24 protein-coding genes are annotated in these 23,238 nt (G+C 61.6%); 15 read left to right on the top strand and 9 right to left on the bottom strand.

Translation table 11 applies throughout. The features are described 5' to 3' along the window. Positions 1-51: 51 nt before the first annotated feature. Complete coding sequence (locus tag GTF44_RS10710; protein WP_171559385.1) at positions 52-1,551, bottom strand: CoA-acylating methylmalonate-semialdehyde dehydrogenase; 1,500 nt, start codon at positions 1,549-1,551, stop codon at positions 52-54. A gap of 105 nt (positions 1,552-1,656) precedes the next feature. Between GTF44_RS10710 and GTF44_RS10705 the strand changes: the two genes are divergently transcribed. The 7 genes from GTF44_RS10705 (at position 1,657) to GTF44_RS10675 (ending at position 7,781) form a co-directional block, all read left to right on the top strand. Continuing rightward, complete coding sequence (locus GTF44_RS10705) at positions 1,657-2,601, top strand: LysR family transcriptional regulator (RefSeq protein ID WP_171559387.1); 945 nt, start codon at positions 1,657-1,659, stop codon at positions 2,599-2,601. Between the two features lie 61 nt (positions 2,602-2,662). Beyond that, complete coding sequence (locus GTF44_RS10700) at positions 2,663-3,097, top strand: CBS domain-containing protein (RefSeq protein WP_145208487.1); 435 nt, start codon at positions 2,663-2,665, stop codon at positions 3,095-3,097. A 184-nt stretch (positions 3,098-3,281) separates the two neighbouring features. After that, on the top strand, positions 3,282-3,776 hold the full coding sequence (coaD, locus tag GTF44_RS10695) for a pantetheine-phosphate adenylyltransferase (protein WP_171559390.1): 495 nt from the start codon (positions 3,282-3,284) through the stop codon (positions 3,774-3,776). Between the two features lie 64 nt (positions 3,777-3,840). Next, on the top strand, positions 3,841-4,341 hold the full coding sequence (locus tag GTF44_RS10690) for a peptidylprolyl isomerase (RefSeq protein WP_171559393.1): 501 nt from the start codon (positions 3,841-3,843) through the stop codon (positions 4,339-4,341). Next, positions 4,334-4,879: a peptidylprolyl isomerase gene (locus GTF44_RS10685; RefSeq protein ID WP_171559396.1), complete on the top strand. Its 546-nt coding sequence runs from the start codon at positions 4,334-4,336 to the stop codon at positions 4,877-4,879. Before GTF44_RS10690 ends, GTF44_RS10685 begins: the two co-directional genes overlap by 8 nt. 76 nt (positions 4,880-4,955) lie before the next feature. Further along, positions 4,956-5,924 carry a DUF3179 domain-containing protein gene (locus tag GTF44_RS10680; RefSeq protein ID WP_171559398.1) on the top strand — a complete coding sequence of 323 codons (969 nt, stop codon included), beginning with the start codon at positions 4,956-4,958 and terminating at the stop codon, positions 5,922-5,924. A gap of 39 nt (positions 5,925-5,963) precedes the next feature. After that, positions 5,964-7,781 carry an ABC-F family ATP-binding cassette domain-containing protein gene (locus GTF44_RS10675; protein ID WP_171559401.1) on the top strand — a complete coding sequence of 606 codons (1,818 nt, stop codon included), beginning with the start codon at positions 5,964-5,966 and terminating at the stop codon, positions 7,779-7,781. Here the strand turns inward: GTF44_RS10675 and GTF44_RS10670 are convergent. Beyond that, positions 7,778-8,224 carry a DMT family transporter gene (locus tag GTF44_RS10670; RefSeq protein WP_171559404.1) on the bottom strand — a complete coding sequence of 149 codons (447 nt, stop codon included), beginning with the start codon at positions 8,222-8,224 and terminating at the stop codon, positions 7,778-7,780. The two genes, GTF44_RS10675 and GTF44_RS10670, sit on opposite strands and share 4 nt — an antisense overlap. 27 nt (positions 8,225-8,251) lie before the next feature. Continuing rightward, positions 8,252-8,980, bottom strand: coding sequence for a hypothetical protein (locus tag GTF44_RS10665; protein WP_367383456.1), 729 nt, complete (start codon positions 8,978-8,980; stop codon positions 8,252-8,254). Between the two features lie 92 nt (positions 8,981-9,072). On the opposite strand from GTF44_RS10665, the gene GTF44_RS10660 reads away from it, so the two are divergent. Together GTF44_RS10660 and GTF44_RS10655 are read left to right on the top strand one after the other, a co-directional pair. After that, a complete protein-coding gene (locus GTF44_RS10660) occupies positions 9,073-9,474 on the top strand; it encodes a c-type cytochrome (protein WP_171559407.1) in 402 nt (133 codons plus the stop codon). A 49-nt stretch (positions 9,475-9,523) separates the two neighbouring features. Next, a complete protein-coding gene (locus GTF44_RS10655; RefSeq protein ID WP_171559410.1) occupies positions 9,524-9,922 on the top strand; it encodes a c-type cytochrome in 399 nt (132 codons plus the stop codon). 224 nt (positions 9,923-10,146) lie between these two features. On the opposite strand, the gene GTF44_RS10650 is transcribed toward GTF44_RS10655, so the two are convergent. The 4 genes from GTF44_RS10650 to GTF44_RS10635 all read right to left on the bottom strand — a co-directional run bounded on the left by GTF44_RS10650 (position 10,147) and on the right by GTF44_RS10635 (position 14,708). Continuing rightward, positions 10,147-10,581 (bottom strand): hypothetical protein, encoded by a 435-nt coding sequence (locus tag GTF44_RS10650; RefSeq protein ID WP_171559413.1) that lies wholly within the window; start codon positions 10,579-10,581, stop codon positions 10,147-10,149. Positions 10,582-10,602: 21 nt separating this feature from the next. Beyond that, positions 10,603-12,564: a DNA topoisomerase IV subunit B gene (gene parE, locus GTF44_RS10645; protein ID WP_171559416.1), complete on the bottom strand. Its 1,962-nt coding sequence runs from the start codon at positions 12,562-12,564 to the stop codon at positions 10,603-10,605. A 75-nt stretch (positions 12,565-12,639) separates the two neighbouring features. Further along, the gene (locus GTF44_RS10640; protein WP_171559419.1) at positions 12,640-12,975 is read right to left on the bottom strand and encodes a hypothetical protein; all 336 of its coding nucleotides are present in this window, start codon (positions 12,973-12,975) and stop codon (positions 12,640-12,642) included. A 92-nt stretch (positions 12,976-13,067) separates the two neighbouring features. Further along, entirely contained in the window at positions 13,068-14,708 is a 1,641-nt protein-coding gene (locus tag GTF44_RS10635) for a tetratricopeptide repeat protein (RefSeq protein WP_171559421.1), read from the bottom strand. 195 nt (positions 14,709-14,903) lie between these two features. Here GTF44_RS10635 and ppk2 point away from each other — a divergent pair, with 195 nt between their 5' ends. Continuing rightward, complete coding sequence (gene ppk2, locus GTF44_RS10630; RefSeq protein WP_171559424.1) at positions 14,904-15,839, top strand: polyphosphate kinase 2; 936 nt, start codon at positions 14,904-14,906, stop codon at positions 15,837-15,839. A gap of 69 nt (positions 15,840-15,908) precedes the next feature. Here ppk2 and GTF44_RS10625 read toward each other — a convergent pair whose 3' ends face one another. Continuing rightward, positions 15,909-16,382, bottom strand: coding sequence for a hypothetical protein (locus GTF44_RS10625; protein ID WP_171559426.1), 474 nt, complete (start codon positions 16,380-16,382; stop codon positions 15,909-15,911). Positions 16,383-16,571: 189 nt separating this feature from the next. On the opposite strand from GTF44_RS10625, the gene GTF44_RS10620 reads away from it, so the two are divergent. The 3 genes from GTF44_RS10620 (at position 16,572) to GTF44_RS10610 (ending at position 19,542) form a co-directional block, all read left to right on the top strand. Then, entirely contained in the window at positions 16,572-17,234 is a 663-nt protein-coding gene (locus GTF44_RS10620) for a DUF1007 family protein (protein WP_171559430.1), read from the top strand. Next, positions 17,219-18,109, top strand: coding sequence for a nickel/cobalt transporter (locus GTF44_RS10615; protein ID WP_171559431.1), 891 nt, complete (start codon positions 17,219-17,221; stop codon positions 18,107-18,109). Before GTF44_RS10620 ends, GTF44_RS10615 begins: the two co-directional genes overlap by 16 nt. A 77-nt stretch (positions 18,110-18,186) precedes the next feature. Beyond that, complete coding sequence (locus GTF44_RS10610) at positions 18,187-19,542, top strand: MATE family efflux transporter (RefSeq protein ID WP_171559435.1); 1,356 nt, start codon at positions 18,187-18,189, stop codon at positions 19,540-19,542. A 94-nt stretch (positions 19,543-19,636) separates the two neighbouring features. Here the strand turns inward: GTF44_RS10610 and GTF44_RS10605 are convergent, their stop codons facing one another. Then, a complete protein-coding gene (locus GTF44_RS10605; protein ID WP_171559438.1) occupies positions 19,637-21,010 on the bottom strand; it encodes a M20/M25/M40 family metallo-hydrolase in 1,374 nt (457 codons plus the stop codon). 167 nt (positions 21,011-21,177) lie between these two features. Here GTF44_RS10605 and GTF44_RS10600 point away from each other — a divergent pair, with 167 nt between their 5' ends. Together GTF44_RS10600 and hemA are read left to right on the top strand one after the other, a co-directional pair. Next, positions 21,178-21,756 (top strand): 5-aminolevulic acid synthase, encoded by a 579-nt coding sequence (locus GTF44_RS10600; protein WP_171559441.1) that lies wholly within the window; start codon positions 21,178-21,180, stop codon positions 21,754-21,756. A gap of 203 nt (positions 21,757-21,959) precedes the next feature. After that, positions 21,960-23,183, top strand: a complete 1,224-nt coding sequence (gene hemA, locus GTF44_RS10595; RefSeq protein ID WP_171559444.1) for a 5-aminolevulinate synthase — start codon at positions 21,960-21,962, stop codon at positions 23,181-23,183. Positions 23,184-23,238: the final 55 nt, after the last annotated feature.

The following is a 23,238-nucleotide window of genomic DNA, read 5'->3' as shown; positions in this document are numbered from 1 at the left end:
GAAGCCGCGCGCGCCCTGGCGACGGGCGGCAGCCCGGCGCAAACCCTCATCTTATTCCATCACTGGAATGGTGAACTCGCCGCCTTCTTTGATGCCCGAAGGCCAGCGGGCCGTGACGGTCTTGGTCCGGGTATAGAACCGGAATGCATCTGGCCCATGCTGGTTCAGATCGCCGAAGCCCGATTTTTTCCAGCCACCAAAGGTGTGATAGGCCAGCGGCACCGGGATCGGCACATTGATCCCAACCATGCCGATATTGATCCGGTTCGCAAAATCACGCGCCGTATCGCCATCACGGGTAAAGATCGCGGTGCCATTGCCGTATTCATGGTCCATCGCATAGCCGATGGCTTCTTCATAGGTTTTCGCCCGCACCGTCGACAGGACCGGCCCGAAAATCTCGGTCTTGTAGATGTCCATATCGGTGGTCACGCGGTCAAACAGATGCGCGCCGACGAAATAGCCATCCTCGTAGCCCTGGAGTTTGAAGTCCCGCCCATCGACGACAAGCTCCGCGCCTTGGTCGATACCGGTCTGCACCAAACGTTCGATATTCGCCTTGGCCGCCGCCGTCACCACGGGGCCAAAGTCCACATCATTGCCCGCAGTATAGGGCCCGATCTTGAGGGCTTCGACCTTGGGCACCAACTTTTCAATCAACCGATCCGCGGTTTCTTCGCCAACCGGCACCGCGACCGAGATTGCCATGCAGCGTTCGCCCGCCGCCCCGTATCCTGCGCCCACCAGCGCATCCGCCGCCTGGTCCAGATCGGCATCGGGCATGATGATCATGTGGTTCTTGGCGCCGCCGAAACACTGAACCCGTTTGCCATTCTCACAGCCGCGCGCATAGATATATTGCGCGATCGGGGTGGAGCCGACAAAGCCCACACCGGCAATCGTCGGGTTGTCGAGGATTGCATCTACGCTTTCCTTGTCGCCATTGATAACCTGCAACACGCCATCGGGCAGACCCGCTTCTTGCAGAAGTTCCGCCAGCATCAGAGGCACGGAGGGGTCACGCTCTGAGGGTTTCAAGATGAAGGCGTTACCGCAGACCAGCGCCGGGGCCATTTTCCACATCGGGATCATTGCCGGGAAGTTGAACGGGGTGATCCCCGCGGCCACACCAAGCGGCTGGCGGAGCGAATACATATCAATGCCAGGGCCGGCGCTGTCGGTGAATTCCCCTTTCAGGTGATGCGGCGCGCCGATGCAGAACTCGACCACTTCCAGGCCACGCACCACGTCGCCCTTCGCATCCGGGATCGTCTTGCCATGTTCGCGCGAAAGCGCCTCGGCCAGCTTGTCCATATCGCGGTTCAGAAGGTCGACGAAGCGCATCATCACCCGCGCGCGGCGTTGCGGGTTCATCGCGGCCCAAGCGGGTTGTGCGGCGGCGGCATCGGCCACGGCGGCGTCCAACTCGGCCTTGGAGGCGAGCGGCATCTTGGCCTGGACCTCACCCGTGGCCGGGTTCATCACATCGGCAAATCGGCCGGATGTGCCCTTGACATGTTTGCCGTTGATCCAGTGGCTCAGCTCTTCCATCTCTCATCCTCCATATGGCGCTCGCGCGGAGCGTAGCCTTGCAATGCTGCCTGGAAAAGAGGCAGGTTCTCAAAAGCGTTTTGCAAAAATGCAAGGATGAGACGGATGCAGAATTGGGATGACTTGCGGATTTTCCTGTCCGTGGCTCGGGCCGAGAGCTTGACCGGGGCGGGCAAGACGCTCCGGATGGACCCCGCCACGGTGGGGCGTCGGATCGCGCGATTGGAGACCCGGCTTGGGGCGGATTTGTTTCTGAAGTCGCCGCAGGGCTATGGCCTGAGCGAAGCAGGCGCTCGGCTCTTGCCCGCCGCCGAAGAGGCCGAAACCGCGCTTGGCGCGGGGCTGAGCGATCTGACCGGGGCGGGCGAGGGCCTGTCGGGCACAATCCGCATCGGCGCGCCGGATGGATGCGCGAATTATCTTTTGCCGCAGGTCTGCACCGAGATTTGCGATGCACATCCTGGGCTTGAAGTGCAGATTTTGGCCTTGCCACGCGTTGTCGATCTCAGCCGCCGGGAAGCCGATCTGGCGATTGCAGTATCGCGGCCTCGGACCTCCCGGCTCAAGGCCGAGAAATTGAGCGATTATCGCCTGTCGCTTGCGGCGTCCGGAGCTTGGCTTGCCGAACATGGCCGGCCCGCTCAGCGATCGGATCTCAGCGGTGCCCGGATGATTGGCTATATCCCTGATATGATTTTCGATGCGGAACTGGATTACCTGGCAGAGCTTGGCCTGACACAGGTGCCGCTCACGTCAAACTCCGTGTCGGTGCAACTGAACTGGGCCCGGGCCGGGGCGGGGCTGGCCGTGGTGCATGACTTCGCGCTTCCAGCCGCGCCCGAGCTGATCCGTGTTTTGCCGTGCGAGGTGTCATTGACCCGGTCTTTTTGGCTGATCCGCCATGCGCAAGCTTTGAGAGATCGCCGGTTGCAGCGCTTCGCCGATCTCTTGGGGCAGGGGATTCGGCGCGAGATCGCGCGTCTTGAGGCCCTCGTTGTCAAGCAAGAGACAGCTCACGCGGCAACACATCTGCTTGACACAAAAGGGTGATCCAGAGGACGCTGAGGTCAAGGGACGCGACAACCGAGTGATCAATTGAAGGGAGGCGCCCATGCTCGTCCAGCAGATTCTCAAGAGCAAACCCACGACAGGTGTGGAGACGATCCAGCCTGGCACAACCGTCGCACAGGTGGCGGAAATCTTGTCGCAGAAGAGATTTGGGGCGCTTGTGGTCTCGCCGGATGGCAAGGCGGTGGCGGGGATCGTATCGGAACGGGATATCGTCCGAGAGTTGGGCGCGCGCGGTCCGTCCTGTTTGACAGACCGGGTTGACGCAATGATGACGTCGGAAATTGTCTCCTGCGCCGCCGATGAAACATCCGATGAGGTGCTGGCAAAGATGACCCAGGGCCGGTTCCGTCACATGCCGGTGATGGAGGGGGCCGAGATGATCGGGCTGATCTCCATCGGCGATGTGGTCAAGGCGCAGCTCAGCAAGCTGTCGATGGAGAAAGAGGCGTTGGAAGGCATGATCAAGGGGTTCTGACTTGTCCTGGATGTCGCGCCTCTGACCAAATTGCGCGCCTGCGGCGCATTGTTTTTTCGTCTTTTTTGATATGCTTGGGCTGTGACGCCTGACAACTGACGATGGTTCTGCTGGCAGGGGGTGGACAAGGCGTGCGCAATATTGTTGCGTTGGCGCCAATGACCGAGAAGAGGGACGGCGGGCTATGCGTGTAGGTCTTTATCCAGGCACATTTGACCCTATCACATTGGGGCATATCGACATCATCCGCCGGGCCTGTACCCTGGTTGACCGTTTGGTGATCGGGGTGGCGATCAATCGCGACAAGGGCCCGCTTTTCACCTTGGAAGAGCGTGTCGCGATGGTGGAAGCGGAATGTGCCACCCTGTCGGCAAAGATGGGCACCGAGATCGTGGTGCATCCCTTCGAGAATCTGTTGATTGATTGCGCCAAGGATGTGGGGGCCGGGATCATCATTCGCGGTCTGCGTGCCGTGGCCGATTTTGAGTATGAGTTTCAGATGGTTGGGATGAACCGGAAGCTGGATTCCGAGATCACCACTGTGTTCCTCATGGCCGAAGCCGACCGGCAGGCCATCGCTTCGAAGCTGGTCAAAGAGATTGCGCGGCTGAAGGGCGATGTCTCGCATTTCGTGCCGCCCGCGGTGCATCAGGCGCTCTTGGGCAAGTTCCCGCGTTAGGCGCTTTTCCTTTCCAGCCGGGCGCAGTAGGGTCCGCTCCGACCTTAGAGGATAGGAGCGCCAAATGGCCGAGATCAAAGACCCCGAAAACACCATCCTGATGGAACTCACGGGCGGCACCGTCACAATCGAGTTGATGCCCGATGTGGCACCGCAACACAGCGAGCGGATGAAAGAGCTGGCCCGTGCGGGGGAATATGACGGAGTGGTGTTTCACCGGGTGATCGAGGGCTTCATGGCCCAGACCGGCGATGTGGCCAATGGCAAGGAGGGTGGCAATCTGCGGATGGCGGGCACCGGCGGCTCCGACAAACCCGATTTGCCAGCGGAGTTCTCGAAGCTGCCCCACGATCGCGGCACGCTTGGCGCGGCGCGGTCGCAGAACCCGAACTCGGCCAACAGCCAATTCTTCATCAATTTCAGCGACAACCACTTCTTGAACGGCCAATACACTGTCTATGGCCGGGTCATCGAAGGGATGGAGCATGTGGACGCGATCACGCGAGGCGAGCCGCCCGCGAACCCTGACAAAATGATCTCGGTGAAAGTGGCGGCCGATGCGTAAGCTGGCTTTGGCACTGTCCCTCTTGGCCAGCCCGGCGCTGGCCAGCGGGCTGGAGATCGACGTGGCGGGGGAGGCCGAGGGCACGATTGTCATCGACCTGTTCGAAGACCTTGCGCCGCAGCATGTGGAGCGGATCAGCACGCTAGCCGCCGAAGGCGCTTATGAAAACGTGGTGTTCCACCGTGTGATTGACGGGTTCATGGCGCAAACTGGCGATGTGGAATTTGGCCGGATGGGGCAGGATATGCGCTATGCCGGGCGGGGCGGGTCGAGCTACCCCGACTTGCCCGCCGAATTCTCAGATCGCCCGTTCGAGCGCGGCATCATCGGCATGGCGCGCAGCAACGATCCAGACAGCGCCAACAGTCAGTTCTTCATCATGTTCGGATCGACCCCACAGTTGAACGGTCAATACACCGTGGTGGGTGAGGTCGTCGAAGGGATGGAGATTGTCGATGCGATCAAACGCGGCACCGGGCGCAATGGCGCGGTGATTGGCGAGCCGGACCGGATGACGGCGGTGCGGGTCACCGACTGACACGAGACCGTGAGCGGGGCTAGGCGATGCGCCCTCTCTCTGGCAGGATTTGCGGACCTGGACCAGGAGAGCCCTGATGCGCTTTGCCCCGCTTGCCGCCTTTCTCTGCGCCGCCACGCTGGCGCTGCCCCTCGCCGCGCAATCCGTCATGATGCGTGTCGAATGGCCGAATACGGATTTTGAAACCCGCTCGGTCGATCTCGACGAAATTCGCTCTGGCGGGCCGGGGCGGGATGGGATCCCGGCTCTTGATGACCCGCGCTTCATCGCCGCCGCCGCCGAGACTCGGGTCGGCGATATGGAGGCGGTGATTACCCTGGAATTTGAAGGGGATACGCCGCGCGCTTATCCGATCCGCTATCTGACCTGGCATGAGATCGTGAATGACGAGGTGGGCGGCATTCCGGTTGCCGTGACCTTCTGCCCTTTGTGCAATTCCGCGATCACCTTCGACAGGCGGGTTGACGGGCAGGTGCTGTCTTTCGGTGTCTCGGGCAATCTGCGCCATTCCGATATGGTGATGTACGACCGCGAAACCGAAAGCTGGTGGCAGCAAGCGATTGGCGAGGGGATTGTCGGCGAGATGACCGGCACCGATCTCATCGAACTGCCAAGCTGGATGGAGAGCTTCGCCGAGTTTCGCGACCGCAATCCGGATGGTTTGGTGATGGATGAGCCCGATTGGCGGCGGCCCTATGGGCGGAACCCTTATGTCGGCTATGACAGTTCCACGCGCCCGTTTCTCTATGATGGCGAGATGCCGCCGCATGGGATCGAACCGCTGGCCCGGGTGATCCGGGTGGGCGACCGTGCCTGGCCGATGCAGCGCCTGGCCGAGGTCGAAGAGGTGACAGAGGCCGGGGTGACGATCACCTGGGAAGCCGGCAAAGCCTCGGCGCTCGACACCGAAAATATTGGCGCGGGCCGTGATGTCGGGATGATCCGAGTGAGGGATGCGGCGGGTGCGGATATGCCCCATGACGTGATGTTTGCCTTTGCCTATCACGCGTTTTGGCCAGAGGGCGAATGGATGCTCGGCAACTGACATCTTGACCTCAGCGCGCGCGGCAAATAGCTGGCAGGCATGGCGCGCGCACCTCTGTTACAGCTCAATGATATCTCGCTGACCTTCGGCGGCGACCCGGTCTTTTCCGGGCTCGATCTGGTGGTGCAGGAGGGCGACCGGGTGGCGCTAGTCGGCCGGAATGGGTCGGGAAAATCCACACTTCTCAAGGTCATGGCGGGTCTTGTTGAACCCGACCATGGCACCCGGACTCTGCCGCCGGGCACCCATACGGGCTATATGGAGCAGGAGCCGGATTTTGAGGGCTATGCGACCCTCGGCGATTATGCGTTGAGCGATCTTGGTCCCGACCAGGCTTGGCGGGTCGAGGCGGCGGCGACCGGGCTGAAGCTGCGGCTTGAGGCCGATGTGGCGCAGGCCTCGGGCGGTGAGCGGCGGCGTGCGGCGCTGGCCAAGCTTTTGGCCGAGGCGCCGGAGCTGATGCTGCTCGATGAGCCGACCAACCATCTCGACATTGAGGCGATCCGTTGGTTGGAAGCCGAGCTGGCGCAGACCCGCACGGCCTATGTGCTGATCTCTCACGACCGGGCGTTTCTAACCGCGCTGACCCGCGCCACGCTTTGGGTTGATCGCGGCAAGGTGCGGCGGCAGGAGAAGGGTTTCGCGCATTTCGAGGCCTGGCGCGATAAGACCTGGGAAGAGGAGGACCTCGCCCGTCACAAGCTCGACCGCAAGATCAAAGCCGAGGCCCGATGGGCTGTCGAAGGCATCTCTGCCCGGCGCAAGCGCAATATGGGGCGGGTCCGCGCCTTGGGCGATCTGCGCGCCGAACGGGCGAATATGATCCGACGGCAAGGGGCGGCGGGGATGGTGCTTGAGGCAGGCCCGCAATCCGGCAAGCGGGTGATCGAGGCCAAAGGTATTTCAAAGAGTTACGGCGAGAAGCTCATCTTGAAGCCGTTTGACCTACGCATCTTGCGCGGTGACCGGATTGGCTTTGTCGGCCCAAATGGCGCAGGCAAAACCACGCTCCTGAACATTCTAACGGGGCAACTTGCGCCCGATACCGGCAGTGTCACCCATGGCACGGGTCTGGAGATGGCGGTTTTTGACCAAACCCGCAGCGCGCTCGACCCGGAGGCGACGCTTTGGGATAGCCTGACGAACGATCCACTGATGGGGGTCAATGGCCGCTCCGATCAGGTGATGGTGCGGGGCCAGCCGCGCCATGTGGTGGGGTATCTGAAAGAGTTTCTGTTTGATGATGCGCAAGCCCGGGCGCCGATCAAATCGCTCTCGGGCGGTGAGAAAGCCCGGCTGCTGCTCGCGCGGATCATGGCGCGGGAATCGAACCTTTTGGTGCTTGATGAGCCGACCAACGACTTGGATGTCGAGACGCTTGATCTGTTGCAGGATCTGTTGGGCGACTACCCCGGCACGGTGCTCTTGGTGAGCCATGACCGGGATTTCCTCGATCGGGTGGTGACGACGACCGTGGCAATGGAAGGCGATGGCCAGGCCACAATCTATGCCGGCGGCTGGACCGATTACCAAGCGCAGCGCGGCGCGGCCCGCAAGGTGGATGCCGTCAAACCAGCCGGAACAAAACCGGCAAAACAGGTCGCGCCGAAAGCGGCGGAGAAGCCGAAATCGCGCCTGTCCTTTACCGAAGCCCATCGTCTGAAAGACTTGCCAGATATCATGAGCCGCCTGGAGGCGGAGATCGGTAAGCTGGAGGCGCTTCTGGCCGATCCGGAGCTGTTCACCCGCGAGCCTTTGAAGTTCCGCAAAGCAACGGAAGCCTTAGCTGAGCGTCAGACGAAGCTGACCAACGCCGAGGAAGAGTGGTTGATGTTGGAAGAAAAAGCCGAGGGCTAGCCGCGGCTGGCGAACTGGGTCAGCGCGACGCCCAATGCCATCACCAAGATCCCGGCGATCCGCATCGGTGACAAAGACGCGACCTGCGCCCCGAAAAGGCCGAAATGATCAATCGCCGCCGCCGAGATCAGCTGCCCCAACAGCACGAAAAACACCGCGTTCCCGACCCCGAATGTGGGCGCGACCCAGGTGATCGACAACACATAGAAGGCAACGAATAGACCCGCCAGAAACAGGTGCTTCGGTTGTGCGGCAAGGTTTGACAGCGCGCCGGTGCCGCCGCTTACCACCATGGTGACGGTCGTCGCGATCAATGCCACGAGAAACAAGATCAGCGCCGCCGCCGCCGGCGAGCCGATATTGGCCCCAAGCCGCGCGTTCAAAGCGGCTAGAAGCGGAATGCCGATCCCGGCGGCCAGCATGATTAAAGCGTGATGTGTCATCTTAAGCCCCAGATAAGGCGGGCGATCTCACGAACAGATCCCCCGCAACTCCACCCCATCCCAGGGCAGGTAAACCTCAACCGCATCAGCCCGGGATTGCAAGGGCTGAACCGGCATCACCTCTTGCAAAAGCTGCTCCAACCGCTCGGTGCGCGCGCCGCCCGGATCAAGCGTGCGGCAACAGACATATTCCTCGACCAGGCTCGCCTGCTGCTCATAGCCGTAATCTAGAAAGGCGAATGCGCTGTCGCCATCCAGCAGATACGGGTCCTCGGTGCGCAGATGCTCGGCAAAGGCGCGGGCCGGATGATAGCCGGTGACATCACGGTTTTGCCATTGCCAGATATGGGTCATCTCATGGGCGAAAAACATCGCGGCGACCAGGCTCATGCCGCCATCCGGGGTGCGGACATAATCGGGCACGGAATAGGTCTCGCGCACATGTAACCGGTTGAACAACACGATGCCGGCCGTCCGCCCGCTGATCTCATCGCCTTCGGGCTCGGGGAAAATTCGCTCGCGGCAGGTGGTCCGGGGGCGGACCGGGTAGGTCTGGGTCGACAGACCGACCAACGGGTTCTCGATGATCCGAATGCGGTCCACATCCAGCGCATCGCCCTGCAGCCCGCCCATAAAGGCCCGTTCGGCCTCGGTCAGGGGGCGGCCGCAGGCGGCAAGGCCAAGGCAGAGCAGAAAGACGATCACGCGCATGGGGCCACGATAGGCGCGCCATGTCGGCTTGGGAATGGCGATCACGAAAAAGCGAACCGGCCCCGCGACTTGACCCCGATCAATGTGCCGCCTGTCAGATCGGGCATGCTGGCCGCATCAGATTGGAGGAGGTTTCGATGCGCATCATCCCCTTTATCCTTGCAACGCTGGTCTCTGCCACGCCCGGCCTGGCGCAAGATGCTGAGTTGGGGCGAGATCATTTCATGGTTTATTGCGCCGCTTGCCATGGTCAAAGCGCGCGCGGCGATGGCCGGATGGCGCCGCTTCTGACTGTGCTGCCGCCCGACCTGACGCAACTCAGCGCCTTGAATAACGGGGCGTTCCCGACCTTCCGCGTCACGCAGCAGATCGATGGGCGTGACCCGCTCTTGGCCCATGGTGGCGACATGCCGCTCTTTGGCGGGTTTTTCGAGGGCGACGGGCCGGATGTGGCGATACAAGACGCCTCAGGACAGCGGATCATGACCAGCGCGGTGATCGCCGATTTGGTGACATATTTGCAAAATATCCAAGAGTGAGACCGGGCCCGACTCGGGCCCCAAACGGCGCGGAATGGAGAGACTGACAATGCGTGTTTTGACGACGGCCCTGGCTTTGATCCCTCTGGCGCTTCCGGCTTTGGCTCAGGATGTGGATCGCGGGGAGCGGCTCTATTTCCAACACTGCGCCGTCTGCCATGGCGAGATCGCCGAAGGTGGTGGGCCGATGGCCGAGGTGCTGACGGTGCCGCCTTCCGATCTCACCCAAATCGCCGCCCGCCGCGATGGCGCCTTCCCGGTGATCGAGATCGCCCGCCTGATCGACGGTCGCGACCCGATCCTGACCCATGGTGGCGAGATGCCGATTTTCGGCTTCGTGTTCGGCGAGTTCAACGTGGTCCTGCGCGAACGGGGCGGGGGGACGCTCTTGACCAGCCGCGAGGTGGTGGATTTGGTCGGGTGGCTGGAGACGGTGCAGGTGGAATAGCGCGCTAAATCCAACCTAGACTTGAAGCTCTACTCAGCCCGGAACCAAGGCGCAGCCGCCGGGCGAGCGCCTGCCCGTCCCTGCGGGCTGGCGCTTTGGAGGTGTAGTGCGTCGATCGGATCGGAGAAGGGTTTGGCTGGCATAAATCGCGCCAAATGGACGTTGCAGCGCCATCCCACGGGCAGGCTCTCGCCCTTTCCGATGGCCCAGAGCCGACCGAAGAGCTAGCTCACCTGCAGATCAAATATCTCACCATCATTTCGCTGGCACACGCCAATAGCAGTAATCGTAACCAGGCTATATCGGAACTCGCACCTCATTGAGTTGCCTTGGTCAGATCTAAGTATGGCGTTCCCGTAACCGCTGTCTGACTCTGCAAAAATTGACGATGTGCCGAATAGAGTGCCGTCGCTGGTGCTGGCGTTAAACAAACCAAAGCCTTGAGCGCCTGGATCACGTACGGTCACCCAATTGCCAACATAAGTTTCATCGGCGAACTGGAAGGTTAATCTTCCGGAATTGCCGAACGTGGCGCCTTCAATTTGCCCGACCCCGGTCTCTCCTGTTGTTCGACTCATAACAACAGCGGATGGCTCGCAAGCGGTAAGCAACAGACAAGCAATGCTAGCAACGCATAAGCCTCTTCTTAACTTCGGCATCGGTCTCCCTCTAGCTTCTCACTAAACATCCAACTCTTCCACAAACCGCGCGTTCTCCTGGATGTACTGAAACCGCAGCTCCGGTTTTTTGCCCATCAGCCGCTCCACCAGATCGCCGGTTTCCCCTGGCTCGTCCTCGTCAATCGACACCCGGATCAACTTGCGGGAGGCCGGATCCATCGTGGTCTCTTTCAGGTCTTTCGCATCCATCTCGCCCAGGCCCTTAAACCGCGAGAGGTCGATCTTGCCCTTGCCGCCTAGGCCCTTGTCCAGCCACTCATCGCGCTCGATCTCGTCCAGGCAATAGACCCGCCGCGCGCCCTGGGTCAGGCGGAAGAGTGGCGGGCAGGCCAGGTAGAGATGCCCGCCATCGATCAGCGGGCGCATCTGGCTAAAGAAAAATGTCATTAGAAGCGCGGCGATATGGGCGCCGTCCACATCCGCGTCGGTCATGATGATGATCTTGTCATAGCGCAGATCATCGAGGTTGAATTTCGTGCCCATGCCGACGCCAAGCGCCTGGCAGAGATCGGAAATCTCGGCATTCTGGCCCAATTTCGACGAAGCCGCGCCAAGCACGTTCAGGATTTTACCCCGAAGCGGCAGGAGCGCTTGCGTCTTCCGATCCCGCGCCATTTTGGCCGAGCCACCCGCGCTGTCGCCTTCGACGATGAACAGCTCCGTGCCGTCACGGGCTTGTTGTGAGCAGTCCACAAGTTTGCCGGGCAGGCGCAGCTTTTTCGTCGCCGATTTCCGCGCGGTCTCTTTCTCCTGCCGCCGCCGCAGACGTTCCTCGGCCCGCAGGATAAGGAAATCGAGGATCGCGCCCGCAGATTTGGTGTCCGCCGCCAGCCAGTTGTCGAAATGGTCCCTGACGGCACCTTCGACCATCCGCGCGGCCTCGGTCGTGGCCAGCCGGTCTTTGGTCTGGCCAACAAATTCCGGCTCGCGGATGAAGCAAGAGACCAGCGCGCAGCCGCCGGTGATCAGGTCATCGCGGGTGATCTGCGTCGCTTTCCGGTTGCCCGCCAACTCGCCATAGGCGCGGATGCCTTTCAAAACGGCGGCCCAGAAGCCTTGCTCATGGGTGCCGCCCTCAGGTGTGGGCACGGTGTTACAGTAGCTTTGGATGAACCCGTCGCGCGACGGGGTCCAGTTGATTGCCCATTCGACGCTGCCCGGCTGGTTGAAACGCTCCTGAAACGAAACCTTCCCGGCAAAGGGTTTCTCGGCATAGGTCGAGGCTGCGCCGAGTGTCTCGCCCAGGTAATCGGACAGGCCGCCGGGGAAATGGAAGGTCGCCTCCGTCGGGGTCTCGCCATCGTCAATCGCAGTTTTCCAGCGGATTTCGACGCCGGAGAAGAGATAGGCCTTGGAGCGGACCATCTTCATCATGCGCGCGGGTTTGAATCGGTGCGACCCGAAGATTTCCGCATCGGCATGGAAGGTCACCGAGGTGCCACGCCGGTTCGGCGCGCTGCCAGCCGCCTGCACCGGGCCTTGCGGGATGCCGCGCGAGAACTCTTGCACGAACAGCTCGCGATTCCGCGCCACCTCGACCCGCAGATGATCGGAGAGTGCGTTGACCACCGAGACGCCGACGCCATGCAAACCGCCCGACGTCTCATAGGCTTTGCCAGAGAATTTGCCGCCCGCATGGAGCGTGCAGAGGATCACCTCCACCGCGGATTTGTCGGGGAATTTCGGATGTGGGTCGATCGGGATGCCACGGCCATTATCGCGGATCGTGACGGAGTAATCGGCGTTCAACTCTACCTCGATCCGGCTGGCATGGCCGGCCACGGCCTCGTCCATCGAGTTGTCGAGGACTTCGGCCACCAGATGGTGCAGCGCGCGCTCATCGGTGCCACCGATATACATGCCGGGGCGTTTGCGCACGGGCTCCAACCCCTCCAGCACTTCAATCGAGGAGGCGTCATAGGCGGAAGGATCGGGCGCGCCGGTGAGGAGGTCGTCTGCCATGCTCTGCTCTATCTTGTGGTTCTTGCCACGCATTAGAGCAGGTTTGGGGGCAGGGGGGAAGTCTCTCCGGTCCCTTTAACTACAGGCGACCACCAAGGTCGACGGCTCGGTTTCGGCGCGGCTGAAGAATTCCGATGCGCGGGCCGAATTGCGGTCGATATCTGCGGTCGAGCGGATCGACTGGCTGTTATTGCAGGCCATCCGGGCATCGGCGATGCAGTCGCCCGGCACAGCGCACCAAAGCGCGAGGCCGCGGCTGCCATCGGTCAGGGTCACGGGGACGCCGTTGACCACCGGGGCGGGCGACGGGTTGGCGATCGGCGCGGGCGTGCTGGTTCGGATGGGTTGCGTTGGAAAGGTGACGCAGCCCGCAAGCGCCACAAGGCTGGTCAAAAGTGTCACTCGGATCATAACTGCTCCCTCCGTCATTTCCTGCAACATGACAGCGCGCGCGGGGCGCAATCAAGCCCCGCGCGTGGGGTCGGCCAAATTCTGCTTGGGTCTCAGAACGAGAGAAGCCCGTAGTTATAGGTTTCCACATTGATCTGGCGCGGGCCCTCACCCACCTGTTCCAGCTCGATATGAACGGGCGGGTGGCCCAAATCGCTGGCCAGTTGATTGGCGGGCGAGTTTGGCAAGACATTGATCCGCGCGCCGCCGCCCAGATTGTCGAAGCTGGCCCCGCCTGAGGGGGAGAAATGCCCGTCGCCGCGCACATACCCGCCAACCGGGCCGACGCTAACACCTGCTTCGACACGGACATCCACACGGCCATCGCCTTGCACCAGCACATGCGCCGAGAAGCCCGGCACCGCGACGGAGAAGCCAGCGTTCAACCCTGGGATCAGGATGCCATATTCCGGCAAGTCTTCCTCACAGCGATAACTGGTCGGATAGGGTCGACCCTCCATGCAGGCGATCTGGGCGGAGCTGTTTTCGATCTCGCAGGTGACGGACATCAACCCGCCGATGATCGAACGGGGGCAAATCTCCTGGCAGCGGAAATTCACATCGCATTGGTTTTGCAGCGCTTGCGAATAGCTTGGCCCGGCACTGGGCAAGCGCGGTAACGTCTCCAGAAGTGCCAAGCCATTCGGCTCCAAGAGATGCGCCCGAGCCAGCGCGGCCGCGGCCCCTTCGGCATCGCCCGCAGCATCCAGGGCGCGAGCGTGGTTGGTCCAATAAAGCGGTTCTTCTGGGGCCAACTCCGTGGCGCGGCGGCTGTGGTCGACGGCTTCATCGTGCAGACCCAAGCGGCGGGCTGCATTGCCCAGATTGTTCAGGATCGCCGGATCATCTGGTTGCAACTCATTGGCCAATGTCAGGGCGTCATAGGCGGCCTGCAAGAAGGCCTCCGACCAGTCATCCGGCGCATCGGCATAGACCTCCATCGCCATGGCCCCGAAATTGTTGAGACTGGCGGCGGTGGCGTTCGGCGCTTGCGCCGCCGCGCCAAAGAACCACGCCGCGCGATCAAACTGGCGACGCGGGTAGAGCAGATGCCCGATTGTGTCGGCGGTCACGCCATCCGGCAGGCTGACCAGCATTTCGGTGAAATTCTCCGCTTCACCTTCTGGGAAACTCTCGGCCAACGCTGCCATGACGGCTGGCATCGCCGCACCGTTCGTCGGCATGGCGTCTGCACTGTCCGAGCTTTCCGAGGGGGACGGGGTGTCGGCTTCGGGGGCGACGATCTCTGCCGCCTCCGCCGCGCCTGTGGCCTCTGGTTCTGGGTTTTCTGGTGTCGCCTCGCTTTCGGTTGCCTCGACCTCTGCCTCTGTCGGAGCGGGCGCCGGCGTTGGTTGCGGGGCAGGGGTGTCGTCCCCTTTGCCGCCCGTATCGGCCGGAGCGGCAGGTGGCGGCGTGGGGGCCGGCTGCGGGACGGGTGTGGGTTGCGGGCCTTTGTCGCCGGTATCGGTCGGTGTCGCTGGCGGTGTGGGCGTGGGCGTGGGGGTGACGGCGGGGGCGAGCGGCCCGGTGCCTCCGGGGACGTTCTTTCCCTCATCGGGATTGGTCAGCGCGGTTTGCGCCAAGCTGCTGCCTGGAGTTGTGGCGAACACGGCCGCTGAGATCAGCGTCACCGACACAAATGTCATTGCTTTGCGGATATAGGTCGCGCGGCTCGGGCTGACGAAAACGGCCATGCCTCTCTCCCCCATTCGAAATATTGGTCTGGCCAGGAATACGCGGCCTTAATGGGGAAAATCTATCACAGTGATATGCAAAACCAAAGCCTGACCGGGTAATTTGACTCGGATCAAGGCGCTGCCCGCGGGTTTGTGACAGTTTCGTTTCAAAACCAACGAAAATGCTACAGGACCAAAAAAGGGACAGTGCCAATGGAAGATCTCAAGACCGTCGAAACCGCGCCACCGATAAAACCCGCCAAATCGGTGCGACCGAATGTGGGTTTCCCAACCGTCACACCGGATACCATCCGTCAGGCCTTCGAGAGTGGGGCGTACCCTTACGAGACCAAGCTCTCGCGGCGGAGCTACGAGAACCAGAAGGCCAAGATTCAAGCTGAATTGCTCAAGGCGCAGAAATGGATCGGGGAAACCGGCCAGAAGATCGTGATCCTGTTCGAAGGCCGCGATGCGGCGGGCAAAGGCGGCACGATCAAACGCTTCATGGAGCATTTGAACCCGCGTGAGGCACGTGTGGTCGCGCTGAACAAACCCACGGATGAGGAACGCGGCCAGTGGTTCTTTCAACGCTATGTCGAGCATTTGCCGACAGCGGGCGAAATGGTGTTCTACGACCGCTCCTGGTACAATCGCGCCGGTGTTGAGCGGGTGATGGGGTTCTGCGCCCCGAACGATTATCTGGAGTTCATGCGCCAGACGCCGGAGCTCGAACGGATGTTGGTGCGCTCCGGGATCAAGCTCTACAAATACTGGTTCTCGGTGACGCAAGAAGAGCAACGCGCGCGGTTTGCCAGCCGGGCCGACGATCCGCTCAAGCGCTGGAAGTTGAGCCCGATTGATAAGGCGAGCTTGGACAAATGGGCGGATTACACCGAGGCGAAAGAGGCGATGTTCTTCTACACCGACACCGCCGATGCGCCCTGGACGGTGATTAAGTCAAACGACAAGAAACGCGCGCGGATCAACTGCATGCTGCATTTTCTCGACAGCTTGGACTACCCGGACAAAGACCTGCGGATTGCCCATGCGCCGGATCCTCTGATCGTTGGGCAAGCGGCGCATGTGATCCACAATGCAGACCATATCCTGGGCACCTCGCTGCACCCCGATAAGCGGTATAAGAGCTAAACCAGCCGTATCAACACAAGAAAGGGCGGCTATTTGGCCGCCCCCATGATCTTTTGGCAAATGGGTGTGTCAGACGTCGGTTCCGCCCGAGGGGTCGGTTCCGATTCCGAAATGCTCGAAAAGCACCGCATCATCGACGATGTTCCGCTGATGCGCGACAGAGGCGATCGCCTGAAGCGCTGCCTCTTCTTGCGCGGTTAGGGTGCCCGCGATCTTTTCCGGAATTCCGGCTTCCAATGCGGCGATGATATCGCCATTCATCAGTTCATTTGCAGCGTTAAACAGGTCACCGGCCTGTTCTTCGGTCAGAGTACCGGCTTGGTAAAAGTCCTCGAAATCGGCCGAGGTGAACTGCACGAAGTCATCGCTCAGTTGCTGATTTCGGAGTTGTGCCTCGAGCCGGGACGACACATCGCCGATCGTGCTGTCGAGAACATCCGTCGTCGCAATCGCCATAGAGACAGCCGCGGCAGACAGGACCACCCAGTCAACTGAGATGGCGCCACTGTCTTCTTCCAGAAATTGTCTAAGATATTCAGACATTTTTCCATACCTCGCGACGTAAAAGTGCGATTCTCTTATGGGCTGCGAACTGGGCGTAATTGTGACCAATTGGGGGCCGATCTGACAACAATGCTTAGATATTGTTCACATTTGTGCTGGCGGCGAGAGTTGGCTCAAGGGCGCACGGAGTGGTTGCGATCTCTGCGATCTCAGACCTATATCGCTGGCATGGTGCGACGTATCTTGCAGTTTCTGGCGCTTGCCGCGGGCTTTTGGGCCGCACCACCGCCCGCACAGGCGCATCCGCACATCTTTATCGATGCAGGGCTAGAGTTGATACATGATCTCTCTGGCTCTTTGGTCGAGGTGCGGGTGACGTGGCGCTATGATGAGCTCTATTCGCTCCTCTTGCTGCAAGATTATGGTTTAGACCAAGATTTCGATGGGGCTCTGACTGAGACCGAGATTGCGGATACTCTTGGTTTCGATCTGAACTGGGGCGCCGGCTTTGAAGGGGGGCTCACCTTGATATCCGGCGGGCAGATGCTGGAGATCGGCGCGCCAGCACCGGTTTCGTTGATCCTGACTGAGACCGGACAGTTAGAGACCGTCCATCGCAGGCTTGTTTTTGGCGCAGCACCAAACCCTTCGCTCGAAGCCGCGATCTATGATCCGGAGTTCTACATCGCCTTTGAAATGACCTTACCAATGCAGGTCATCGGGCGCGATGGGTGCGCGGCCGAGCTTGTCCGGGCCGATCTCGATGCGGCCTATGCCGTTTTGCAAGAAGAGATAGAGCGAATTGGTGGCGCGGTCTCGGCAGAGGACAACTTTCCCGCTGTTGGAGCGATATTTGCGGATCGGGTTGTGGTGACATGCGCGGCGGACTGATCTGGCTTGCCATCGTCTTGGCCCTCGGGCTGGCTGCGCTGTTCCTGACCGGCGCCGATGATGCGCTTTATCGCTGGGCCTTAGCCGAGCAGCGCGACACGCAAAACGGCCTGGCCCGGGCGCTCCGCGCCTTGCGGGCTGGCGAGCCAGGGGCGTTGATCGCCTTTACCGGGCTTTGCTTCGCCTATGGGTTTTTTCATGCCGCTGGGCCGGGTCATGGCAAGATTCTGATCGGCGGCTATGGCGCGGCGCGGCGGGTTGGGCTGTGGCGGCTCTCCGGCATCGCGCTTCTGTCGAGCCTCGCGCAAGCCTTGACCGCGATTATACTGGTCGGCGCGGGTCTTTGGCTTTTGGGCTGGGGCCGCGAGCGGATGACGGGCCTGGCGGATGAGACATTTGCGCCGCTCAGTTTTGCACTGATCGCGCTGGTGGGGCTCTGGCTTGCCTGGCGCGGCGCGCGCGGGCTGATCCAGCGAGGCCATGCCCACACGCCAGGAACGGATGGCACTCGCAGCACCTGCGGTCATACCCACGCCCCGGATGCCGACGCGCTCAGCCAGGCCACAAGTTGGCGCGATGTGGCGATGTTGGTGGGCGCGGTGGCGATCCGGCCCTGCACCGGGGCGCTCTTCATCTTGATCCTGACTGCGCAGATGGGGATTTTCCCCATCGGAGTAGCCGGGGCCTTTGCCATGGGGCTGGGCACGGCCAGCGTCACGGTCGCCGTGGCGATCGCGGCGGTGACCCTCCGCGAAGGGGCGTTGGCAAGCCTGCCGGGCGGTGCTGCCATCGCCCGGGCACAGCCGCTTCTTGAACTCGGCGTCGGCCTGATTGTCGCGCTCTTGGCGGGCAGCTTGGCGCTGCAGGCGCTCTAGCCCAAGCGGTCCCATTCGGCCCGCGCGTTTCGTGACGTCTTGGCAAGCCTGATCTGGCCAGATAAGCCAGTCTGATCATGTCCCCGTTCCGCACTCATATGCGCGCCACCCTGGCGCTTGGCTTACCCCTGATCGGCAGCCAATTGGCCCAGACCTCAATCGGTCTGACCGATACGATCATGGTGGGTTGGTATGGCGTGCCGGAACTGGCCGCTGTCGCTCTGGGAGCCAGCTATTTCCATATCGTGCTGATTATCGGCATGGGGTTTGCGCTGGCGGTGATGCCGATGGTGGCCGCCGCGGTGGCCAATGACGACAAGACCCAGGCCCGGCGGGTGACCCGAATGGGCCTTTGGCTCGCCGCGATTTTCAGCGCGCTCAGCCTGCCGCTCTTTTGGTTCTCCGGCGCGCTTCTGCTGGCGCTTGGCCAAGAGCCGCAAGTGGCTGCCGATGCGCAGGATTATTTGCGGATTGCGGGCGGGGCGATTGGCTTTGCGGTGATGTTCATGGTGCTGCGCAGCCATCTCTCGGCATTGGAGCACACCAAAGTAGTGCTTTGGGCGACCCTTGCGGCGGTTCTGCTCAATGCCGGGCTGAATTGGGTGCTGATCTTCGGCAACCTGGGCGCGCCTGAACTGGGCCTGCGCGGCGCGGCCTTTGCCTCGCTTGGCACCCATGGGCTGATGTTCTTGGTCTTGGCGCTCTATGCGGCGTATGCCAAAGGTGTCGCCAACTACGACCTCTTCGCGCGGCTTTGGCGCCCGGATTGGGAGGCGTTTGGCCAGGTGTTCCGTCTCGGCTGGCCGATCGGGCTGACGCTGCTCTCCGAGGGCGGGTTGTTCATGGCGACGATGATCATGATGGGCTGGATCGGCGCGTTGGAGCTGGCGGCCCATGGCGTCGCGCTGCAGATCGTGTCGACAACCTTCATGGTGCATGTCGGGTTGAGCTCGGCGGCGACGGTGCGCGCGGGCCATGCCTGGGGGCGGGGTGATATCCCCAATCTCCGTCACGCGGCCAAGGCGGCTTTGATCCTCTCGGCGGTTATGGTCGGGATCACCATCGCGCTTTTCCTGAGTTTCCCGGGTCCACTCATGTCCCTCTTCGTCGATCCGATGGATCCGTTGCGGCCGCAGATCATCGCCATCGGCACCTCGCTTCTGGTCGTGGCCTGCCTGTTCCAACTGGCAGATGCGGCGCAGGTCATGGCGCTTGGCCTGCTCCGAGGCGTGCAGGACACCAAGCTGCCGATGTTCTATGCCGTCGTCAGTTATTGGCTGGTCGGCATCCCGTCGAGCTATCTCTTCGGTTTCACGCTCAATATGGGCGGGGTCGGTATCTGGCTCGGCCTGGTGGTCGGTCTTGTCCTGGCGGGCGGTCTGATGATGGCGCGGTTCTGGCGTGGACCCGCACGGTTGGCATCACCAGCCTGACGCCTCAAGCGAAAAAGACGCCAAGGGCAGGTCGTCACCGTGCCACTTGGCGCCCATGTATCGCGTGGCGCGCGACCAGCGCGCCTCCGCTGGGTTACTTTGCAAGACCGCCCAAGATGCGCGCCCAGGCCCGAATGCCACGATGGAAGCTCTCCAAATCGTATTTCTCATTCGGCGAATGCACGGCGTCATCATCTTTGCCAAACCCGGCCAGAAGGGCATCCATGCCCAGATAGGTTTTGAAATACCCCGCGACCGGGATCGACCCGCCGCAGCCGATATAGGCCGCCGGTTTCGGCCACTCCGCCGACAGGGCGCTCAAAGCCACATCGAAAGCCGGGTGGCTGGTATCCATATGTCCGGCGGGGGAGGCGCCATGATCGGTAAACTCCACCTCACAATCGGCGGGCAATTGCTCCGTCACCCAGGCCCGGAAACTCTCGCGCAGCTTATGCGGGTCCTGACCGCTGACCAGCCGGAAGCTGACCTTCGCATGGGCTTCAGAGGGCAGCACGGTTTTAAACCCGTCGCCGGTATAGCCGCCCCAGATCCCGTTGATCTCCGCCGTGGGGCGGGACCAGATCATCTCAAGCCCCGAGCGTCCGGCTTCCCCCGCCGGGTCCGACAGGCCAACCGGGCCCAAGAAACCGCCCGCGTCAAAGCCAAGCCCGTCCCACTGTGCTTTCAGCTCGGGCGTCAACTCCGCCACATCATCATAGAAGCCGGGCACCTGGATCACGCCATTCTCGTCATGCAGATTGGACAGCACATCGCTCAACGCCCGGATTGGGTTCATCGCGATGCCGCCATACATGCCCGAATGCAGATCGATCCGTGGGCCGGTGACCGTGATCTCCTCGCCCAGAAGCCCGCGCAACTGCGTCACGATGGCGGGGGTCTCCGCATCGAACAGCCCGGTGTCGCAGATCAGCGCGATATCTGCTGTCAACTCCTCGGCATTCTCTTCCAGGAAAGGGATCAGGGAGGGTGAGCCGCTTTCTTCTTCCCCTTCGAAGAAGATCGTCACCTTGGCGGGCAGGGTGCCGGTCTCCGCTTTCCATGCGCGGCAGGCTTCGACAAAGGTCATCAACTGGCCTTTGTCATCCGCCGCGCCCCGGCCACGGATCACCTTGCCATTTGGCGTTTCTTCGATGGCGGGCTCAAAGGGCGGTTTGTGCCACAGGTCGAGCGGGTCCACCGGCTGCACATCGTAGTGGCCGTAAAACAAGACATGTGGGCCGTCGCCCCCACCATGGGCCACGACCATCGGGTGGCCAGGTGTAGGCCGCACGGAGGCGTCCAATCCCAATCCGGTTAGTTCGGTCACCAGCCATTCCGCCGCCGCTTGGCAATCTGCGTCAAACGCCGGATCGGTTGAGATCGAGGGGATCCGCAGAAGCTCCATCAACCGCCCTGTGGCCTGATCCAGATCGCTGTCGATCCGCGCCAATACTGCATCCAATGACATTGGGTGTCCTTTCCATAAAACCGGGATTGCCGCGAACTCTACGCTCCGCTGACGGGATGTCCAGCGGTTGCCCGGGGCGGGGGAAGCCGCTACATGGAGAGACCGTGACGTTTGGGGGTTATGGCCCTTGTGGGACGTTGATTTCGGATGAGCAGAAGGAGAGGGTGATGCGCGCGATTGTTGGAGCTTTGGCCTTGGTGGGGCTGACCCTGCCGGCGTTTGCGCAGGATTTGCCCACGGGCCGCGAAGCACAACGCGAGTTGTTTTCAGCGCGCGGGCCGGCGGAGGGCGTGCTTGTACCGCATGATAGCCTGAACGCTGCCGAAATCGGGCTTCTGGAAGGGGCGGTGAGCGACGGGCTGTTGCCCGATATGCTCTATTATGGCGCGCTCGCGATTGCACCTGATGCGGGGCTGGCCAATCCAAACACAACCGCCGCCGTCGGAAACTATCATGATGAAGAGGCCGCCCGCGCCGCAGCCCTCGCGCAATGTGAGGCTGGCCGCGAAGACGGGGCAGAATGTGTTGTGGTGCTGGTGGTCCGCCCGCGCGGTTGGGAGCCGGGGGCGGCGATCCAGCTCAGCGCTTCGGCCAGTGCCGTTTTGCGGGGGGACTATCGCTTTGCGGATCGCCCCAAGGTTTTCGCGATTTCGCCAAGCACCGGCGCTTGGGGCTTTGGGCCGACCGACGAAGCGGCCAATTTAGATTGCGGAGTCGCGGATTGCCGTGCAATTATCGCCAATTAACGGCCCAGATACAGCCATGGGTTGATTCAAATCAAAGTGGGTTGCGCGGCAATTTGTAACTTGGCGAAGACAGCCCCACCGCAGTATCAGCGGTAAGACAGAAATGGCCGTTCGCGAAGGGGCGGCGCAAACAGACAGCCAGCGTCTTTTGGCCCAGGGGACCGGGGAAGGTACCTCCCGGGGGTCAAAGAAGGAGACAGCCAGTGAACTACGATACCGCGCTTGATACGGCCCTGAACCGTTTGCATGAGGAGGGCCGCTACCGGACCTTCATTGATATCGAGCGGAAGCGCGGTCAGTTCCCGCATGCGGTTTGGAACCGGCCCGACGGCACCAAGCAGGATATCACCGTCTGGTGCGGCAATGATTATCTCGGCATGGGGCAGCACCCGGTTGTTCTGAATGCGATGAAAGAAGCCTTGGACGCGACTGGCGCGGGCTCAGGCGGCACGCGGAACATCTCGGGCACCACAGTTTACCACAAACGGCTTGAGGCCGAACTGGCCGATCTGCATCAGAAAGAGGCCGCGCTGATCTTCACCTCGGCTTACATCGCCAATGACGCGACTTTAAGCACGCTGCCCAAGCTCTTCCCGGGTATGATTATTTACTCCGATGCGCTGAACCATGCCTCGATGATTGAGGGTGTGCGCCGCAATGGCGGTGCGAAACGGATTTTCCGCCATAACGACGTCGCGCATCTGCGCGAGTTGATGGCGGCCGATGATCCGGCGGCCCCGAAGCTGATCGCGTTCGAATCGATCTATTCGATGGATGGCGATTTTGGCCCAATTGAAGAGATCTGCGATCTGGCCGATGAATTTGGGGCGCTGACCTATCTGGATGAGGTGCATGCTGTGGGCATGTATGGTCCGCGCGGTGCAGGCGTGGCGGAACGGGACGGGTTGATGGACCGTCTGGACATCATCAACGGGACCCTGGGTAAGGCATTTGGCGTGATGGGCGGCTATATCGCTGCGTCTGCGAAAATGTGCGACGCGATCAGGTCTTACGCGCCGGGCTTCATCTTCACCACCTCGATCCCACCGGCGATCGCCGCGGGCGCGGCGGCATCGGTCAAGCATCTGAAAACCGATCAGGCGCGCCGCGATATGCAGCAAGAGCGCGCCAAGGTGTTGAAACTCCGTCTGAAAGCCATGGGCCTGCCGATCATCGATCACGGCTCCCATATCGTGCCGGTGATCGTCGGCGATCCCGTTCATACGAAGAAAATCTCGGATATGTTGCTGGCCGATTACGGGATTTATGTGCAGCCGATCAACTATCCGACCGTGCCACGTGGCACCGAGCGTTTGCGCTTCACGCCATCGCCGGTTCATGACCCCAAAATGCTGGATGGTCTGGTTCGTGCGATGGATGGGTTGTGGAGCCATTGCGCCCTCAATCGATCCGAGTTGAGCGCCTAAGATCCCGATCAGAACGCGCCTTCACCCGGGTCCCGGCTTGGGTGGATTGCATGCC

Source organism: Roseobacter sp. HKCCD6576-2, assembly GCF_013179285.1.
GTDB classification, from domain to species: domain Bacteria; phylum Pseudomonadota; class Alphaproteobacteria; order Rhodobacterales; family Rhodobacteraceae; genus Rhodophyticola; species Rhodophyticola oceani.
The sequence above is the reverse complement of the archived record's forward strand: the minus strand, read 5'-3'. Positions and strand labels throughout refer to the sequence as shown.

Bases quoted from the DNA above. Each gene is read 5' to 3' on its own strand.
- GTF44_RS10700 (WP_145208487.1), top strand. From the start codon at position 2,663: ATGCTCGTCCAGCAGATTCTCAAGAGCAAACCCACGACAGGTGTGGAG.
- GTF44_RS10650 (WP_171559413.1), bottom strand. From the start codon at position 10,581: ATGCCGAAGTTAAGAAGAGGCTTATGCGTTGCTAGCATTGCTTGTCTG.
- GTF44_RS10685 (WP_171559396.1), top strand. From the start codon at position 4,334: ATGCGTAAGCTGGCTTTGGCACTGTCCCTCTTGGCCAGCCCGGCGCTG.
- GTF44_RS10640 (WP_171559419.1), bottom strand. From the start codon at position 12,975: ATGATCCGAGTGACACTTTTGACCAGCCTTGTGGCGCTTGCGGGCTGC.
- GTF44_RS10615 (WP_171559431.1), top strand. From the start codon at position 17,219: ATGCGCGGCGGACTGATCTGGCTTGCCATCGTCTTGGCCCTCGGGCTG.
- GTF44_RS10705 (WP_171559387.1), top strand. From the start codon at position 1,657: ATGCAGAATTGGGATGACTTGCGGATTTTCCTGTCCGTGGCTCGGGCC.
- coaD (WP_171559390.1), top strand. From the start codon at position 3,282: ATGCGTGTAGGTCTTTATCCAGGCACATTTGACCCTATCACATTGGGG.
- GTF44_RS10620 (WP_171559430.1), top strand. From the start codon at position 16,572: ATGGTGCGACGTATCTTGCAGTTTCTGGCGCTTGCCGCGGGCTTTTGG.
- GTF44_RS10710 (WP_171559385.1), bottom strand. From the start codon at position 1,551: ATGGAAGAGCTGAGCCACTGGATCAACGGCAAACATGTCAAGGGCACA.
- GTF44_RS10655 (WP_171559410.1), top strand. From the start codon at position 9,524: ATGCGTGTTTTGACGACGGCCCTGGCTTTGATCCCTCTGGCGCTTCCG.
- ppk2 (WP_171559424.1), top strand. From the start codon at position 14,904: ATGGAAGATCTCAAGACCGTCGAAACCGCGCCACCGATAAAACCCGCC.
- GTF44_RS10605 (WP_171559438.1), bottom strand. From the start codon at position 21,010: ATGTCATTGGATGCAGTATTGGCGCGGATCGACAGCGATCTGGATCAG.
- GTF44_RS10610 (WP_171559435.1), top strand. From the start codon at position 18,187: ATGTCCCCGTTCCGCACTCATATGCGCGCCACCCTGGCGCTTGGCTTA.
- GTF44_RS10670 (WP_171559404.1), bottom strand. From the start codon at position 8,224: ATGACACATCACGCTTTAATCATGCTGGCCGCCGGGATCGGCATTCCG.
- GTF44_RS10675 (WP_171559401.1), top strand. From the start codon at position 5,964: ATGGCGCGCGCACCTCTGTTACAGCTCAATGATATCTCGCTGACCTTC.
- GTF44_RS10680 (WP_171559398.1), top strand. From the start codon at position 4,956: ATGCGCTTTGCCCCGCTTGCCGCCTTTCTCTGCGCCGCCACGCTGGCG.
- GTF44_RS10690 (WP_171559393.1), top strand. From the start codon at position 3,841: ATGGCCGAGATCAAAGACCCCGAAAACACCATCCTGATGGAACTCACG.
- parE (WP_171559416.1), bottom strand. From the start codon at position 12,564: ATGGCAGACGACCTCCTCACCGGCGCGCCCGATCCTTCCGCCTATGAC.
- GTF44_RS10635 (WP_171559421.1), bottom strand. From the start codon at position 14,708: ATGGCCGTTTTCGTCAGCCCGAGCCGCGCGACCTATATCCGCAAAGCA.
- GTF44_RS10660 (WP_171559407.1), top strand. From the start codon at position 9,073: ATGCGCATCATCCCCTTTATCCTTGCAACGCTGGTCTCTGCCACGCCC.
- GTF44_RS10600 (WP_171559441.1), top strand. From the start codon at position 21,178: ATGCGCGCGATTGTTGGAGCTTTGGCCTTGGTGGGGCTGACCCTGCCG.
- GTF44_RS10625 (WP_171559426.1), bottom strand. From the start codon at position 16,382: ATGTCTGAATATCTTAGACAATTTCTGGAAGAAGACAGTGGCGCCATC.